Genomic DNA, 15760 nt, shown 5'->3' with positions numbered 1-15760 from the left:
CGGCTCAGCGCCACGTAGGTCTGTCCGTGGGCAAACGAGTGCGACGCGTCGATGATGGCGTGCTCGAAGGTCAGTCCCTGGCTTTTGTGTATCGTGATGGCCCATGCCGCCTGCATGAACTTCGTCAACGCTCTTGAGAAACTCCCCGACACAATCAGCCAGCACCGGGAGCGTGCCGATAAAAACGTGTCGATGTGCCGACCCTCGAAGCCATCTTGTCGCGCACATGGGGCAAAGAAGACGAACTTAAAGCCCTCAAATCCGAACTTGCCGCCCTCGACCGCAAAATCACCGCTGCCCTTGCTGCCAAGAATGAGGAACAGGACGGCGAAGAAAACAAACAGCAGCCCGACACCCAAAGGGTCGAAGTACGTGATAACCAATCTCAGGCTACCGGCCCGAAGGAGACAATGGTTGCGGAACCTGTTCATATATATGCCTCACGTCGTGCTTTCTCCGGATTACGATAGAGAAACTGAACCGGCAGCAGATGAAATAATCAAATGCTGTCGGTTTTGTTTTTGTGACATAAAATCAAAAATGGGCTACAAATTCCATGACTATCTTATTCTGTTCTGAAATTGCCGGATTTACTCCTTTGTTATAAAAATATTGTTCATAGTTGAGGCGAATATCTGCCTGTAATGATTTCTTTCCAAAACTCAATGTAAGACCTCCAGTCAGTCTATGCCTTTCAGGATCATCTACTTTGAGATTGCCGGATTCATCTTTCGTACCTTTGCTGTGATCTGACATATAGTCGTATCTTCCGAGGAATGATATGGAAGTCAGATTTTTTTTCATCGGAAGTCGATATGCGGCAAATGCGTCAACCGCATTTACAGGCGTGAAAGAGCCGTGGGCATAGTGCTTGCGGAGATATTCCGCCTCGATGTGCCATCTCCGGTTTTGCCAGTAGACCCCTGCATCGTACATCATCACGTTCACATCCCCGGCATTTGCCTTCTGGCAACTGAGTGTGATATTAAATTGCCGGGCAATCATTGTCTGCGCCTTGAACGAGAAATTATAGTTGTTGGTCCAGAAATGTTTTTGATTTGTCAGTCCTGAGCCGTTGAATATACCTCCTTCAAGCGTAATGGGCATACGGTCGTTGAATGTCCACGATGCTGATGCCCCTACATCGCGCACATTGCCGACCTGCTTTGCTATGAAAGAACGATTGGCGAAATACTGTAGATGCGGTGAACGATGAGCATCAATGGTAAACGGCACTCTCATCTGACCGAAGGTGAACTTTAACACATCTTTAGGTTGCAGACGTATATATGCGTCAAGCATCTTTATAGTACCCTCGTCCGAAAGGTCTATCTCGGCCTTGTATCTTACAATAGGAATCACCCTGCCTTCCACGCTCAGACGCGCATTGCGTATCTCAAAGCGTCCCTTATCTATTTGAGGCTCATATTCATATTTGGCCCGGATAGTCCCGTGTATTTCCGGGATAAATGGATTTTTATCCTGAGCCACGGCAGACAATGCAAATACTGACAATGCCGTCATAATTAAAATCCGTTTCATGCTGTCATTGGTTTATTGCTTGTTTTAATGTTTTTGATTGCCTGTAGAAAGGAACTGATAAAGGAATGAAGATAATACAAGAGCATCAGATAGGAATATGAGGGGGCTCCTTCATCAAAATCTTCATGGGTCATCCCTTTGGAATGTATGGCGATGCTGTGTTCGATAAAATCTTTCTCCAAGCCCGCATCTCCATTAATCTTCACTGTATCAACATCTGAACTGAGTATGCTGTCAGCTAATTGAGACAGTCGGACAATCCCTCCACGAATTGTTTCGATCTCACATTTGTAAGAGATAGGTATATAGCCATCCGGGGACGTGACAAGATGACGTGTTGTTTCGGCAATCTTGTCCGTAGCCTCAAGCATATATTCACAATATAGCGCAGTCTTGCCGATAATATCATCAGAGTCCGCCGAACAATTCCGGACTTTCTCACTGATTATGTCAATGGTTTCTGACCCGATTCGATGATTCTTGCAAACGGCTATATTGTCATTGTTTGAAAGACATTTCAACGCTTTGTCGATAATCGGACCGCATGACTGCATCGTCACGGTCAAACAAGACTTTCCGACAGGACTATTGGGAATAATACAACACATTTCCTTGATTTTGTGTCTGCGTATATGCCGTCGCAACATAAAGATGATTCCAGTCAGAGCTGTTATCGAGAGAACTGTAATGTACATGATTTATAGAATTTCTTTGATGCAAAGTAACCATATTTATATTTCACGTTTATGTCTGAGATATTAGATAAATATTAAATTTATCAATCAGTTACAATACAAAAAGATGGGAGATATGCACTCCCATCTCAACCTTAGGAACAATCTTTTTTACCTTAGACTTTATGCTGTTGGTACCATAATTTTGGCAGGGCGTGTACGGAAATCTGAGTCGCGCAGCTTGGCAACCGCCCGCAGATATTTCCTTATTGACGATACCATTTCCTGCGTTTCCTGAAGCAGATTGACATAGACATACAGAACAGCCATTGCCGATGTGTCTCCGTCGCGGAGCTGGTCATGCACACGATGATATGTGTCGGAAACAGTATCCTTTATCTCGTCACAGTGTCGGCGAAGAGTGCTTATCATATCTGTATCCCCGCTCCCCATAAGTTTGACGGTATCATTGAACAGTGTACTTATTTGTGTCCGTATCATCTCGTATTCAGTAGTATATTGGGGAGGCAGAGGAAGGAAATTGTTGTCGACATGCTCTTTGCAGACCTCGTTGATGCGGCGCAGGTTGTAAAGTATGCCCATACAGCAGTTGTTGCTGAGATAGAACCAAGTGCTTTTTTCTATCGCCATCTCGCGTGTCAAATGACGCAGACATAGAGTTTCCTTACGGCGGGCGTTTTTAAGTATGGTCTTCTGGCGGGCGAGACTCGATTCCGTCTTGCCGAGAATCCCGGCGCTCTCAGTTATGAAAGCCGATGTTATATCCCGGTATTTTTCCTCGGCATAGGTCATGAACTTCTCTTGTTGTTCCGTGATATACATCATAAGCAATGGCCATGTCTGTGTTTTATCCTGTGTGGATATGATGGTCTGGAACAGCGCGTCACCGTTATCTTCTTCTGTCTTCTTTCTGAATCGACGGTTGCTATTGATGATTATGAATATGGTCAAAGCCGCCAACAGAAGCATCACCCACTGACCGCCATAGTGCATTGCCGCGACAATCAGTCCTGCACCGATAAACGCCGCACCCGCAGTAAGGAACCAACCGCCGATTACGGAAATCACGCCGGTGATGCGGAACACGGCACTTTCCCTGCCCCATGCCCTGTCGGCAAGAGAAGTACCCATAGCGACCATAAATGTTACGAATGTGGTTGACAGGGGCAGTTTCAACGAGGTGCCGAGGGCAATGAGTGCGCCGGCAAGCACGAGATTGACTGAGCCGCGTATGAGGTCGAAAGCCGCCCCTTGATCCATAATGGTCTCATCCACATTAAAACGGTGGTTGAACCAACGGCGTACTTTTATCGGTGTCACACGGCGCACCCATGACAGGAATGATAAAGTCCATCTAACCAATCTTCTGGCGATGCGGGATGAACCGAACATCTCATCGCCACCCTGCTGGCTTCCCAGTCCGATTTCGGTCTTGGTCACATTCCTTGCCTTTTTTGACGTTGCAAGCGAGACCACCATTATGACACCGGCACCTATGAGGAAATATATCGGTGTATTTGCCGGGCCGTTGAGTGAATCCATAAGGAAACCTTTGGAATCCCCTCCGCCGTTAGCCATAAAATCCTGATATGAAGCCAGACCGCTCAAGGGAACACCTATGAAATTCACAAGGTCATTACCTGCGAATGCCACGGCAAGCGAGAACGTGCCCATAAGCACTATGACTTTCAACACGTTGACCTTGCAGATATGGAGCAGTTGCATCAGCAGCGTGAAAACCACGAAACAGGACAGTATTATCAGAGCCGTATTGTTTTTTATCCACGCTTTCAGTTCGGGGGTCATGAATGTAAGATCTTTTGCCCCCTTGATCAGAAGGAAGTAGACAATAGCTGTCGCGCAGATGCCACCGAATATTCCTATCTTCCATTTCAGGTTGCTACGGTAATTGAACGAGAACACCATGCGGGATATGAACTGCACAACCATTCCGAAGAAAAATGCTATCGCCACCGACAGGAATATTCCGAGAATCACCGACAGGGCTTTCTCCGTGTTAAGCAAGTCGTCAAAACCGAGACCGATGCCTCCTGCCATTTTAATCAATGCAACGACAAAGGTGGCTCCCAGCAGCTCGAAAACCATTGACACGGTTGTAGAGGTCGGCATACCCAGCGAGTTGAACACGTCGAGAAGGATGATGTCCGTGACCATTACCGCCATGAAGATGCAGATAAGGTCATAGAACGAAAAATGCTCGGGACGGAAAATTCCGTGCCGGGCAATCTCCATCATTCCGTTACTCATTGCCGCACCGATGAACACACCGATGGAAGCGACAATCAGGACTCTTTTGAATGATGCCGCCTTAGACCCGATAGCCGAGTTCAGGAAGTTGACAGCATCGTTACTCACGCCTACTGACAGGTCAAACACAGCCAGCAGGAAAAGAAAAATTACTACGCAAAGAAACAGTATTTCCATTGTTATCTCAATTACTTATTCAGCCGCAAAGTAACTAAGAAAACATTTCATGATTATTTCAAAATCCTTAACCATTTATTAAAACTGCCGGACTGACAGAGGGTTTAATTGCGGTCAAACCGTATATAGCTCTGTTCGATGGGTTTATATGTAGGGTCTTCCCACAAACGACTTGAAATCATCAGGTCGGCACTGATGCGGTTGCAGGCAATCGGCACGTTGTGGAGCCGGCATTGACGCAAAAGCATCTGAATGTCCGCCTCGTGGGGCTGCGCATTGAGGTCGTCTATCAAGAAAATAGCGAGGTCAATCTCGTTTCTTACCACCATTGCCGCTATTTCGGCGTCACCGCCCATCGGTCCGGAATTCATACATTCGACTTGTGCATATATTCCAGCTTCTGAGAAAGCATTCTTTATAAGCCCTCCAGTCGTGCCGGTACATACCAGCTCATGTTGGGAAAGGTATTGGGCGTTGAATTTTACCCAATCGACCATATCGGCTTTGCGTTGGTCGTGAGCTACAAGCGCGATTTTTAGTTTTGTCTTCATTTTGAGTTTCTTGAAAATGTTATTTTGAACAATAATCCGCCTGAGCATTGAGTTTCAGCGGAGATTTCACCGCCATGAAGAATCACAGCGTTTTTCACTATCGAAAGCCCGAGTCCGGTGCCACCGGCCGCTCGTGACCGTCCCTTGTCAATGCGATAGAACCTTTCAAACAGTTTTGGCAGGTGTTCGGGAGGAACGCCGCATCCGTTGTCGGACAATGCAATTACAACTTTATCGTTGTCGATACTGATTAATTCTATTTTTATTCTTGTTCCTCCACTATAAACAATCGCATTGTCTATAAGGTTGTTGAAAACGGCCTCAAGCAGAGAAGCATTTCCGGCCATGATTACGTTATGAGAAACAAAATTCTCAATCCTTATGCCCTTTGTGGCGGCGATTATCTGTCGGTCCTCAACCACGTCATTTATTATATCCGTGAGATTAACCTGTTCTTTCAATATAGAGGCGCTTCCGTCGTCCATGCGTGTCAGGAGCGAGACATCGGTCAGAAGCCTTTGTAGCCTTTCTGTATTTGTAAGACAACGTTGCAGGAACAATATCTGCTTTTCATCGCTCATATTCCTGTGTGCCAGCATCGTCTCCACGCTGACCCTGATTGATGCGACCGGGGTTTTCAGTTCGTGGTTTATGTTGTTCGTGAGTTGCTTTTTGATGCGTTCCTTTTCAAGCTGTTCATGGAGGGTAGCGCGATGTTCGTTGTCCCTGTCGGCGACAGCCTGTTGCAGACGGGCATAAAGGCGGACAATGTGGTTTGAAATCTCGCCAAGTTCGTCATGGGGGAACGGTTCGGTGTCAGAAATCTGGGCACCGTTTTCTACGTTTTCCGCAAATCTGTTCAGCCTGATTATGTGGAGGCCGACCCTTCGGGTTGCAAAATAGCCAAGTACGCACATGACCAATGTGATAACCCCCATAATCCACAGAAAGCCATAATCGGCCTGCAACAGACCTCTGAATGAAACCGAATACGGCACCGCGGTACGGACAATATAGCCGTCATCGCTTTTTCTCGCCGAATAAAAATAATAGTTGCCGGTACTCTCGCTGTGTCGTCTTACGGCATAGCCCGCCCCATGCCGTAAGGCATCCCGGATTTCCTGACGGTCAAGATGATTGGTTTTCGGCAATGAATCAAGGGTGTTGTCGTAAATGATATGTCCGTCCTCGGAAATCACGCTGACACGGATTTCCCCGAATGGCTTGAATTCGTCAAGTTTTATATCTGGCACATCGTGTCCCTCACCAAGTTCGGTAAGGATATATGTGTTGATAAGCTGCAGTTGCTTGTCAATCTCCTCCGCCTTGAATTCCTTTTCCCTGTGATACTGAAACACGACAAAGCAACCGACCATCAGCAAGGAATATCCAAGAAGCCACACGAACAGCCGCTGCGGATAGGAGAGCTTATTCAATGAACCCATAACCGTAGCCCGAGCGAGTTACAATATTCTTGCCGTAGATGCCGATTTTCTGGCGGATACGGGTTATGTTCACATCTACAACCCTGTCAAGCACCACAACCTCGTCGGGCCATATCTTGTTGAGCAAATCCGTACGGGTGAAAACCTGCCCTCGGTTGGAGATTAGTTTGAGCAGTATCTCAAACTCCTTTTTAGGCATTTTCACCTCCGTCCCGTCAACTGTGCAAGTCTTGTTTTTTGTAGACAGAACAAGCCCCTTGTATGAAACAAGGTCAGAATCAGTCTTGGCAGGTGCGACAGAAGCCGCTGTACGGCGAAGCACAGTCCTTATTCGGGCAAGCACAGCTTTAAGAGAATAAGGCTTCATTATATAGTCGTCAGCCCCGAGATCAAGTCCCGAAATCATATCCTCCTCCGTGTCTTTTGCCGTGCAGAATATGATGGGAACGGAGGCCGTTGCCGGATTCGACTTCATTATGCGTGCCAGTTGAGTCCCGGATATTTCCCCCATCATAATATCAAGGAGTATCAGGTCATAGTCGGCAAGGTTGAGGGCAAGAGCCTCCTCCGCGCTATACGCCATGTCAACCTGATAGCCTTCCGCTTCAAGATTGAATCCGAGTCCGTCACACAGGGCCTCCTCATCATCGACAACAAGTATCTTCTTTTTTGTTTCCATGCCGCAAAATTACTAATAATCGGTTAAATACTATCCTAATGCTCAAAAGTTTAATAAAAGTTTAATGACACAATTTATTTCATAAAATCTAAACAAATCTGATAACCCCATGAAATATTAGTTGGCTAATTTTGCAGCGTGAATCAGAAACAAAACAACAATCACAATGAAAAAAGTAATGTCAACTTTTTTGGTCGCACTTGCTTCAAGTCTGACCATTATGGCGGCTGACAGTCCGAAATACGGACAACTTAAAGGCCGCATCCTTGACAATGAGAAGAACCCGCTGCCGGGGGCGGTGGTTATCATTGACAACAACATGCTGTCGGCGGTTACAGATCTCGACGGCTTTTTCTCGTTTGCCAACCTTTCATCCGGGAATCATAATCTGAAAGTAACTTATATCGGTTTTCTTCCGGTCAGTAAAACAATCGTGGTTTCGGAAGAATCAACGGTTGACGACATAGTAATGTCGGATACATCACGGGAACTGAATGAAGTTGTAGTGACCGGCGTTTTCTCCGGGCAGCAGAGAGCCATAAATGCCCAGAAGAATAATATCAATATAACCAATGTGGTATCTGCCGACCAGATTGGCAAATTCCCCGACTCGAATATCGGAGACGCTCTGAAACGTATAAGCGGTATCAATGTGCAGTATGATCAGGGCGAGGCCCGTTTCGGTCAAGTACGCGGCACTCCGGCTGGGTTCAGTTCAGTGACAATCAACGGGTCAAGACTGCCATCGGCCGAGGGAGACACTCGCAATGTCCAGCTTGACCTTATACCGTCCGATATGATTCAGGCAATAGAGGTCTGCAAGACACTTATGCCGGATCAGGACGGCGATGCCATCGGCGGTTCCATCAACCTCGTTACGAAAAATTCGCCACACAGATTTACTGTCGGAGCCGTAGCGGGAACAGGCTACAACTGGATAAGCCGTAAGGCGCAGATGAATTTCGGACTCACTCTCGGTAACCGTTTCTTCAATGACCGCTTCGGAGTGATGCTTGCGGCCTCCTATAATAATGCGCCAGCCGGATCATATAATACAGAATTTATATGGGAAAAGGATGACGACGGCAAAATCTATGTCAACGACTATCAGATAAGGCAGTATTATGTCACACGAGAGCGACAGAGCTACTCATTGTCGCTCGACTGGAAGTTCAATGACTTCAACAAGGTCTGGTTCAAGGGTATTTTCAACAACCGCAATGATTGGGAAAACCGTTACAGGACAACACTCAAAGACATTACGCCCGAAGGGAAAGCCGATGTGCGTGTCCAGACAAAAGGAGGTTCGGGTGACGAACGAAACGCCCGTCTTGAACGACAACGGACAATGGATTTCACTTTGGGAGGTGAAAACCGTATAGGCATCCTTGGCATGGACTGGAAACTGGGATATGCACGGGCTACGGAGAAACGCCCGAATGAGAGATACATCGACTACCGTCTCAAATCGCAGATGTTCAGTTTTGATCTGAGTAATCCGAGAGAGCCATTTGCCACTCCCGACGAAGGATATACAATGACCTTGAATGATGACTTCTCGCTCAAAGAGCTTACACAGCAGCAGGAGGATATTGTGGAGCAGGACTTCAAGGCGGCACTGGATTTCAAGGCTCGACTTAGCGAACGCTCAAAAATCAAGTTCGGATTCAAGTTCGTGAACAAGACAAAAGATAAGGAGATAGACTATTACGAATACACTCCGCTTGACAAAAAGGCATTTAACACAGATGCGCTTGCACATACCACAGACCAAAGTACCGACAGATTCATGCCTTCCTCAAAATATCAGGCCGGCACATTTGTTGACAAGAAATTTCTTGGCTCCCTCAATCTTGACGATTCCAATTTGTTTGAGCGAGAGCAAATTGCAGAGGAACTTGCGGGCAATTTCCATGCGAGGGAGAATGTGGCATCAGGTTATGTGCGTATTGATTCCAGACTTTCCGACAACCTTAACTTTATGGGCGGTCTGCGTGTCGAGAATACATCACTGCGCTACATCGGCAGAAATTACGATGATGAATCCAACAGTGTCTCCAAGACCGAGCCTGAGACTTCAAATTATATAAATTTCCTCCCCTCATTATTATTGAAATGGGACATCAACAAGGATTTCATGCTGCGTGCCGGTTATAACCAGTCCATATCCCGGCCAAAATATTCCGCCCTCGTCCCGGGTATGAATATCAAACGTGGCGACAATGAGATAAGGATTGGCAATCCCGGTCTTAAAGCGACTACCTCACATAATTTAGACCTCAACGCTGAATATTACTGGAAGTCAATCGGTCTGGTTTCAGCAGGAATTTTCTATAAAAGAATAGAAGGCTTCATCGTGGACGAAGTGGCATACAACAAGGAGTATCAGGGTACTGTCTGGACTAAGTTCACACAACCTAAAAACGGTGGAAACGCTAATCTTTTCGGAGTGGAAATGGCATGGCAGCGCGATTTCAGTTTCATCACACCGGCGATGAAGTGTCTCGGACTTTACGCTACATACACCTATACCCACTCACGCATTACCGACTTCAACTTCGAGGGTCGTGAAAACGAGAAAGGCCTTAGCTTGCCCGGTTCTCCCGAGCATACAGCCAATCTCTCGCTATATTTCGACAAGTGCGGTTTCTCTGCAAGAGCCTCATTCAACTATGCCTCGGCATTTATCGACGAAATGGGCGCAAGTTCGTTCTACGACCGATACTATGATGCCGTGAAATATCTGGACCTGAACGTCAGCTACACATTCGGGCGCAAAACAAAAATAACCGTATATGCCGACTGCAATAACCTCCTCAACCAGCCTCTGCGCTATTATCAAGGTAGCAAGGACTACACGATGCAGCAGGAATATTACGGAGTGAAACTCAACGGCGGTGTAAAAGTAACATTCTAAAAATACAAAACAATGATTCGTAAATTACTTATCGCGGCTTTGGCTCTCATCCCCTCTTTTGGAGCCATTGCCCAGACTGAAATCGCCAAAGGCGACGTGAACCTGATGGTAGTGTCAGACCTCGGACGTAATGGTCACTATGACCAGAAGCCTGTTGCCGCGACGATGGGCAGAATTGCAGAACAAATAGGACCCGATGCTATTCTTGCTCTTGGCGACACACATCACTACGGTGGAGTGGAGAGTGTGACAGACCCCTTGTGGATGACCAACTATGAGCTTATCTACGACCACCCGGAGCTTATGGTGAACTGGTATCCCGTCTGCGGAAACCATGAATATCGCGGTAACACTCAAGCGGTTATTGACTATTCCGGCATATCCCGCCGTTGGGAGATGCCTGCAAGATATTACACCAAGACCTTTGAAGATGACGGGACAACTGTCAAGGTGGTATTTCTCGACACTACTCCTTTGATTGACAAATACAGGAAAAAGACCGACACATATCCCGATGCTGTGAATCAGGATACCGAAGCCCAGTTGCAATGGCTCGAAAAGACTTTGACAGAGGCGACGGAAGACTGGATCGTTGTGGTCGGTCATCATCCCATCTATGCCTATACCGACAAGTCGGAATCTGAGCGAACAGATATGCAGAAGAAAGTTGACACAATTCTGCGGAAGCACAATGTGGACATGTATATCTGCGGTCATATCCACAATTACCAGCACATCCGCCGCCCGGCTTCAAAAATCGACTATGTGGTCAACACATCCGGCTCCCTCACACGGACTCCGAAAGAAATCGAGGGCACCATATTTTGCAATGATTCTCCCGGATTCTCCGTCCTGACCGCCGACAAAGAGAATCTTAAACTGAATTTGCTCGATAAAGAAGGCAAAACCATACATGTGGTAAGCCGCACCAAATAATACATGGCTTATGTGATATTCTGACAAATAACTACAAAACTCAGATACGTTTCATGCTCTTTCATGGAACGTATCTGACTGTGTATTTTAATAATCTAAATTTATCTAACAATGAACAAAATCCTCATTGTAGATGCCTCCGACTCCGACCGTCGGCTCATGGTTGGCTTGCTTACGCGAGCCGGCTACGAGCCGATAGCAGTCGAGACGATGGAGGCTGCAAAAGACGAGGTGGAGAAACTTCCACCCGGCGCAGTGATTGTCACGGCAATGAAATTCATCCGTGGCACAGCGCAGGAGTTAATCAACTGGCAGAAGCGCAAGGGATATAAATTCCCCGTAATTGCCATAGTGGACAACCTCAATCCGTTGGAGATCGCCGACGTGATGAAAGACGGCGGTGCCGTCAACATCATTCAGCGTCCGGCAATGGACAAGCAGCTTGTTGAAACAGTGGGCAGGTATGCAAGACCGGGCAGAACAATGCTGTTACTCCCTGATGAGCTTATCCCATGCCAAAGCGAGGCATTTGCCGGGATTGAACGGGCAATAAGAAATATTGCCGCGACGGATGTCAATGCAGTCATCTTCGGCGAATGCGGCTCAGGAAAAGAGCAGATCGCAAAAGAGATTTACAGGCTAAGTTCGCGGTCGCAAAAGCCTTGCACCGTCATAGAAGCCGGTGGCGCGGCACTTGTCGGCAACCACGACCCTGCAAATCTGCGCAGTGAAGTCCTTAACTGTATGGAAGGATACTTCAAAAAGGCTGACGGCGGTACAATCATCATCAAGAACGTGCAGTTGCTGAACTTCGAGAAACAATCGGTGCTTCTTCACATACTTGAAAACGAGCATCCGAATGTGAGGGTAATCTGCACCGCAGACCCCGAACTTCGCCGTATGGTGTCTGAAAAGACGTTCCGCCCTAATCTGTTCTACATTCTACGCCCGGTTGACATAACAGTGTCGCCATTACGGGAGGTGACCGAAGACATCGTGCCGTTGTCAGACTATTTCCTGACACATTTTGCCCACAGCAAAGAACAGCACAGGAAAAAGCTCGATGCCTCGGCAATCAAAGCGTTGAAGTTGCACCCGTGGCCTGGCAATGTAAGGGAACTGAAAGATACCGTCCTCTATGCCGCATTCCATTCAAAGACAGATTTATGTTTCAAAGCCGGAAGCGTGACTACGCAAAATAGTGTGTATCAACGCAAAGCAATCTTATTCGGTGGACTTTTTCGGTCGGAATCTTACTCCACCGAATTGGCCTGTGAAAGTTGCTGTATTCTGCGTAAAAAGGGGAGGTGGGTAGAAACTAAAAATCCCCGATAACTGCTGGTTATCAGGGATTTTCTTCGATTTCCATCTTTGATTAGTGATCCGCTTGGGGCTCGAACCCAAGACCCCAACATTAAAAGTGTTGTGCTCTACCAGCTGAGCTAGCGGATCTAAACTTTTCTGTTTCTAAAAAGCGAGTGCAAAGGTACAATGTTTCTTTGAAACCAGCAAATTATTTTTGCATTTTTTTTTGTTTGACTTTGTTGTTTTTTATTTTTAAGTCGTTTTTATTCGCATATGTTAGTTAATAAGTGCGAAATAACGAATTAACTTTAATCAGTCAGGGATGGTGTCAATAAATACAACCTCTTATAATATTTGATTTTATAAAGTGATTGTTTTGTCAAAACGTTTTTCCGTGCATACGCTTAAATCGTTTGTAATAAACTTCCCATTGTGAAATAGCGAGAATATTGTGGCAGGGGTGGGAGAGAGTTGTGCCTGTTCGGCAGTTTCCAGTTTTATGATTTTCAGAGGGATGTTTCTTGTTCCGGCAATAACTTTCAGCATACCATTTACATAATAGTCAGTAAACGGGCATCTGTTTGAGTAGTAAACGACCAATCCTTGTTTGTCAGGGCATTCCCCGTTCTTTACGCAGTCATTAAAATGCGGAAGGGTGCAATTGTCGTCAAACGTCATTGCAAGTAATGAAAATCCGTTGGACAGTTTTTCTATTTCCTTGAATCCATGTTTCCGCAACCACTTGGTATCGCTCATAAAATGGCTCTTTTTTTGTTCCTACCACCGTTGCCAATCCGTTTTTCTGTAGCTTTTTCGCATCCTCTATAACAGATTGCAGTAAATTGTATCCATGTCCGTGTCCTTTATATTGTCCGGAAACCCAGAAACAGTTAATCATAAGATAATTCGGAGCCGTCACAGGAATCCAGGCATATTCTGCCGGAACGTATTCGATAAAAACCTTGGCCCGTGCGTCGAGTCGTCTGAAAACATATCCGTTTGGAAACTCTTTTTTCAACCATTCTTTTTTGAGTTGATATCCCTCCGAGCATTTCTTGTCTGAAAATGCGCAACAGATATGTTCCTTATCTATATTCTCTGTTGTTAGGATGGTGTATTTAAGCTCGGTATTTTCCATGTCAGTTGTTATTAAAATATCTATTCATTATTGTTCCACTGCTATTTTAATTTTGTGAAGATTCCAAATAGAAACGCAACGTTTTTCGTGATGGCTTAGCTCTAAATCTATGAGAAACACTGCGTGCCCTAAGCGGTGGGGCGTATCCCCGTAAGTGTCCGACTGCAATATAAAGGAAATGGCTGGCTTATTACGCGTTTTAATTATATATGTCTATCGTAAATTGTACTCTTATCTAACTATTTTATAAATGTGAGCGCAAAGGTATTAAATAAAAATCATACCACCATAGGTTCACCCGAAATTTTGGTGGTACGATTGCGGATAATCATATTTTTTTTTGTTGCCTTGACGGGTGTAACGTGTTGTCGTGTGACGGTCTTTGGCAATGGACCATATCGGTTCCGCATGGTTGACAGGATGTTCACGAGGTAGGGTGTGTAATAATAAAGTCACGGATTTAACACTTTTATTTTCATCGGAATAGAAAATAAAAACGATACCTATCGCTATACGCAGTGCGATACGCCTCTTTTGAAAAACCGGCGAAAAGCGTTGTTTTCCGCAACGGGATTACCCGTTGGAGTCCGTTTGGTTGCTTATTGCGTCGCGTTTAGCGTCCCGTTGGCTTCCGTTTAGACGCTAAACGCAGGGCAACGGGACGCTAAACGGAAAAAAATCTGTCGGGTAGGTGAGGTGGAATCGGTCGTAAAATCGGGTGTGGCTGACGTATTGCGTTGACACACAGGTGCTTGTGTGTAAAGACTCAAAACTCGCGTATTTTCGGCCGCAGGATTTTAATTTCAAAACGGACGTTTTTTGAAGCGTATTTTGTCATGTTTATTCCTAATGTGTGTATGCCTGTCACGGTGTTTTTGGATGGTGCCTGTCGCGAGATGAAGAAAATAGGGACGATGTCCAACCTGCCGGAAAATGCGGTGAATATTCGCGGTAGATAGTATATATATTGGAAATTAAGGGGTGGAGATTGGGAAGCGTCCCAATTGTCACTTCTCAATCTCCGAAATATACCTTCCTCACAATCCTTATCTCATCGTATGACACAGCCTGGCTTACCGCTTCTTTAATCTGTGTTACCGACATGTCTTGCGGGTGTGTGCGGGCGTGGTTTCTGATTTCATCTATGTGCTCCTGAGGCACCAGCTGCTCTATCGGCAGAGTGCCCCGTTCCACATATTGCGCCAGGTGGTTGAATACGGTGCCCGGTGTCAGCCGGCGCTCGGCGGCAATCCTGTCGACAGCCATTCCCGATATGAACATGTCATAGCTAATCTTTGCCGTGGGTACTTTGGGTTCTTTGGGCGCTTTGGTGGGCTTGGTCTTGCGTGCGCGGCCTTTTGCGGCAGTGTCTTCCATTTCGTCGCCGAGCAGTATCTGTGCTTTGCGTCGCAGGTAGTCGCCCGTGGCGAACACCGTTTCCGTATCGCCCGCATATTCGAATAACTTTGTTTTCAGGTCAAGCTCGTCGCCGAGAGCCGCCCGCCGGTCGGCGAACCGGTCGGCGACGAGCTTGTTGCCCGTGTCGACGCGTGTCTTTGCGAAAAGTGTTTTCATGGATTCGAGCCGCCCGGCGAAGTAGCCGGCCGCCTTGTGCACACGCTCTTGCAGCAGCGGGTGGGTGGTGTCGGGATTGGTGTCGAGCAGGCATCGGTATTGCTCTCCGAATTTCGACGCCACGCCGGCCAGTTCGGTCAGCGTGTTCTGCATGGCCGTGTATTCGGTGAGCAGGGTGTGGTGCTTGTTGTAGAAGTGCTCGGTGAGCGTGCGGGTGACCATCTCGGCGGCCTGCCGCAGCATGGTGAACGAGAACAGCTCGTCGAGTATCTGCACCACATAGGCCCGTTCAAGGCGGCTCAGGGTGTCGGCGGTAGGGCGGTTGGCTTCGGCCTTGCGTATGAATTCGCTCACCGTGCCGTCGCTTATCACCGCCTCGCGGCCCAGCGGGGCGCCCAGCACCATGCCTTCGAGCGACTTGCATCGGCTCAGCGCCACGTAGGTCTGTCCGTGGGCAAACGAGTGCGACGCGTCGATGATGGCGTGCTCGAAGGTCAGTCCCTGGCTTTTGTGTATCGTGATGGCCCATGCC

General features: G+C 46.9%; 11 protein-coding genes, 1 tRNA gene and 2 pseudogenes. 4 read left to right on the top strand and 10 right to left on the bottom strand.

Annotation, left to right across the window (positions count from 1 at the left end):
* Positions 1-116 (bottom strand): annotated as a pseudogene (locus HPS53_RS12035) (ATP-binding domain-containing protein); the annotation flags it as partial.
* Between the two features lie 78 nt (positions 117-194).
* Between HPS53_RS12035 and HPS53_RS12030 the strand changes: the two are divergent.
* On the top strand, positions 195-470 hold the full coding sequence (locus HPS53_RS12030; RefSeq protein WP_172206431.1) for a hypothetical protein: 276 nt from the start codon (positions 195-197) through the stop codon (positions 468-470).
* 64 nt (positions 471-534) lie between these two features.
* On the opposite strand, the gene HPS53_RS12025 is transcribed toward HPS53_RS12030, so the two are convergent.
* The 6 genes from HPS53_RS12025 to HPS53_RS12000 form a co-directional block, all read right to left on the bottom strand.
* The gene (locus HPS53_RS12025; RefSeq protein WP_172206429.1) at positions 535-1542 is read right to left on the bottom strand and encodes a porin; all 1008 of its coding nucleotides are present in this window, start codon (positions 1540-1542) and stop codon (positions 535-537) included.
* The gene (locus tag HPS53_RS12020) at positions 1539-2150 is read right to left on the bottom strand and encodes a hypothetical protein (RefSeq protein ID WP_172206427.1); all 612 of its coding nucleotides are present in this window, start codon (positions 2148-2150) and stop codon (positions 1539-1541) included. Before HPS53_RS12020 ends, HPS53_RS12025 begins: the two co-directional genes overlap by 4 nt.
* A 249-nt stretch (positions 2151-2399) precedes the next feature.
* Positions 2400-4682: an inorganic phosphate transporter gene (locus HPS53_RS12015; RefSeq protein ID WP_172206424.1), complete on the bottom strand. Its 2283-nt coding sequence runs from the start codon at positions 4680-4682 to the stop codon at positions 2400-2402.
* Between the two features lie 104 nt (positions 4683-4786).
* The gene (locus HPS53_RS12010; protein WP_172206422.1) at positions 4787-5233 is read right to left on the bottom strand and encodes a methylglyoxal synthase; all 447 of its coding nucleotides are present in this window, start codon (positions 5231-5233) and stop codon (positions 4787-4789) included.
* Positions 5230-6678, bottom strand: a complete 1449-nt coding sequence (locus tag HPS53_RS12005; RefSeq protein ID WP_172206420.1) for a cell wall metabolism sensor histidine kinase WalK — start codon at positions 6676-6678, stop codon at positions 5230-5232. Before HPS53_RS12005 ends, HPS53_RS12010 begins: the two co-directional genes overlap by 4 nt.
* Positions 6662-7357 (bottom strand): response regulator transcription factor, encoded by a 696-nt coding sequence (locus HPS53_RS12000; RefSeq protein WP_104369448.1) that lies wholly within the window; start codon positions 7355-7357, stop codon positions 6662-6664. Before HPS53_RS12000 ends, HPS53_RS12005 begins: the two co-directional genes overlap by 17 nt.
* A 166-nt stretch (positions 7358-7523) precedes the next feature.
* Here HPS53_RS12000 and HPS53_RS11995 point away from each other — a divergent pair, with 166 nt between their 5' ends.
* The 3 genes from HPS53_RS11995 (at position 7524) to HPS53_RS11985 (ending at position 12545) form a co-directional block, all read left to right on the top strand.
* Positions 7524-10274 carry a TonB-dependent receptor gene (locus HPS53_RS11995; RefSeq protein ID WP_172206418.1) on the top strand — a complete coding sequence of 917 codons (2751 nt, stop codon included), beginning with the start codon at positions 7524-7526 and terminating at the stop codon, positions 10272-10274.
* Between the two features lie 12 nt (positions 10275-10286).
* Positions 10287-11210, top strand: coding sequence for a metallophosphoesterase (locus HPS53_RS11990; protein ID WP_172206416.1), 924 nt, complete (start codon positions 10287-10289; stop codon positions 11208-11210).
* Positions 11211-11321: 111 nt separating this feature from the next.
* On the top strand, positions 11322-12545 hold the full coding sequence (locus HPS53_RS11985) for a sigma-54 dependent transcriptional regulator (protein WP_172206414.1): 1224 nt from the start codon (positions 11322-11324) through the stop codon (positions 12543-12545).
* A gap of 44 nt (positions 12546-12589) precedes the next feature.
* Here the strand turns inward: HPS53_RS11985 and HPS53_RS11980 are convergent.
* The 3 genes and pseudogenes from HPS53_RS11980 to HPS53_RS12725 all read right to left on the bottom strand — a co-directional run.
* A tRNA-Lys gene (locus HPS53_RS11980) sits at positions 12590-12662 on the bottom strand.
* Between the two features lie 213 nt (positions 12663-12875).
* Positions 12876-13653: pseudogene (locus HPS53_RS11975) on the bottom strand (GNAT family N-acetyltransferase).
* A 1014-nt stretch (positions 13654-14667) separates the two neighbouring features.
* Positions 14668-15760: helix-turn-helix domain-containing protein (locus tag HPS53_RS12725; protein ID WP_172206412.1), on the bottom strand; the 1093-nt coding region annotated here is incomplete at its 5' end.

The sequence above is a fragment of the Prevotella sp. PTAC genome (assembly GCF_013166535.1).
In the GTDB taxonomy this organism is placed as follows: domain Bacteria; phylum Bacteroidota; class Bacteroidia; order Bacteroidales; family Bacteroidaceae; genus Prevotella.
Note: the sequence above shows the minus strand (reverse complement) of the source record. Positions and strands in the feature narration are given on the sequence as shown.

What these genes read in the sequence shown, in the direction of transcription:
- HPS53_RS12005 (WP_172206420.1), bottom strand. Translation starts at nt 6,678, where the DNA reads ATGGGTTCATTGAATAAGCTCTCCTATCCGCAGCGGCTGTTCGTGTGG.
- HPS53_RS12025 (WP_172206429.1), bottom strand. Translation starts at nt 1,542, where the DNA reads ATGAAACGGATTTTAATTATGACGGCATTGTCAGTATTTGCATTGTCT.
- HPS53_RS12000 (WP_104369448.1), bottom strand. Translation starts at nt 7,357, where the DNA reads ATGGAAACAAAAAAGAAGATACTTGTTGTCGATGATGAGGAGGCCCTG.
- HPS53_RS12020 (WP_172206427.1), bottom strand. Translation starts at nt 2,150, where the DNA reads ATGTGTTGTATTATTCCCAATAGTCCTGTCGGAAAGTCTTGTTTGACC.
- HPS53_RS11995 (WP_172206418.1), top strand. Translation starts at nt 7,524, where the DNA reads ATGAAAAAAGTAATGTCAACTTTTTTGGTCGCACTTGCTTCAAGTCTG.
- HPS53_RS11985 (WP_172206414.1), top strand. Translation starts at nt 11,322, where the DNA reads ATGAACAAAATCCTCATTGTAGATGCCTCCGACTCCGACCGTCGGCTC.
- HPS53_RS12010 (WP_172206422.1), bottom strand. Translation starts at nt 5,233, where the DNA reads ATGAAGACAAAACTAAAAATCGCGCTTGTAGCTCACGACCAACGCAAA.
- HPS53_RS12015 (WP_172206424.1), bottom strand. Translation starts at nt 4,682, where the DNA reads ATGGAAATACTGTTTCTTTGCGTAGTAATTTTTCTTTTCCTGCTGGCT.
- HPS53_RS11990 (WP_172206416.1), top strand. Translation starts at nt 10,287, where the DNA reads ATGATTCGTAAATTACTTATCGCGGCTTTGGCTCTCATCCCCTCTTTT.